This window comes from Mycobacterium sp. NAZ190054 (genome assembly GCF_001545925.1).
Classification (GTDB): Bacteria; Actinomycetota; Actinomycetes; order Mycobacteriales; family Mycobacteriaceae; genus Mycobacterium.
The window spans coordinates 1-832 of record NZ_LMVQ01000494.1 but is presented as its reverse complement, the minus strand read 5'-3'; the positions used below and the strand labels follow the sequence as shown (position 1 = coordinate 832).

1 protein-coding gene and 1 pseudogene are annotated in these 832 nt (G+C 67.7%); both read right to left on the bottom strand.

The genetic code is table 11. From position 1 onward, the window contains the following. A partial coding sequence (locus ASJ79_RS24900; RefSeq protein ID WP_156448633.1) for an MCE family protein occupies window positions 1-690 on the bottom strand: 690 nt, incomplete at its 3' end. A gap of 3 nt (window positions 691-693) precedes the next feature. Then, window positions 694-832: pseudogene (locus tag ASJ79_RS32800) on the bottom strand (mammalian cell entry protein); the annotation flags it as partial.

The following is an 832-nucleotide window of genomic DNA, read 5'->3' as shown; positions in this document are numbered from 1 at the left end:
GGCGGCCTGGGAAGCGATGACGTTGAGGTTGCGCGACCACTGCTCGATCGCGTCGCCGGAGGTCACCTGGCTGTCCAGGATCGGCGCCGCGTTGGTGATGATGTCGTTGACCTGCGGCAGGTTGTCGCGGAAGCCCTCGGCGAGGTTGGTGGTCGAGTCGACCAGCCGCTGCAACGCCGGACCCAGCCCGCCGACCGCCTCCGAAGTCTCGGTCAGCAGCAGGTCGATCTTCTCCTTCGGCAGCACGGCCAGACCCTTGTTGGCGGCGTCGAGCGCGGGCCCCACCTCGGCGGGCACCGAGCTCTTGGTGATCGTCTGACCCGCGCTGAGGTACTGGTCGGTGCCGGTCTCGGAGACCAGGTCGAGGTACTGTTCGCCGATCGCCGACACCGAGTGCACGTTGGCGCTCACATCGGCCGGGATCTTGTACTCGTTGTCGATGCTCATCGTGACGCGGGCGCCGGTCTCGGTCGGCTCGACCTCGGTGACCTTGCCGATCTGGGTGCCGCGGTAGGTGACGTTGCCGGTCGGGTACAGCCCGCCGGAGCGCTCCAGTTCCGCGTACAGCGGGTACTGGCCGACCCCGACCAGGCTGGGCAGGCGCAGGTAGTAGAGGCCGAGCACGCCGAGCGCCACCACGGTGAGGATCGTGAAGATGATCAGCTGGATCTTGACGAAGCGGGTCAGCATCGCTCACTCACTCCTCTCGATGAGAGGCCCGTTCGGCGCCGAGTTCGGGTTCGGGGTGAACCGCACGTCGGGGATCATCGTGTTCGGGTCGCGGCCCCACGCCTGTTCGAGCGCACGGAGCATGCCGGAAACGCCGGTGCCG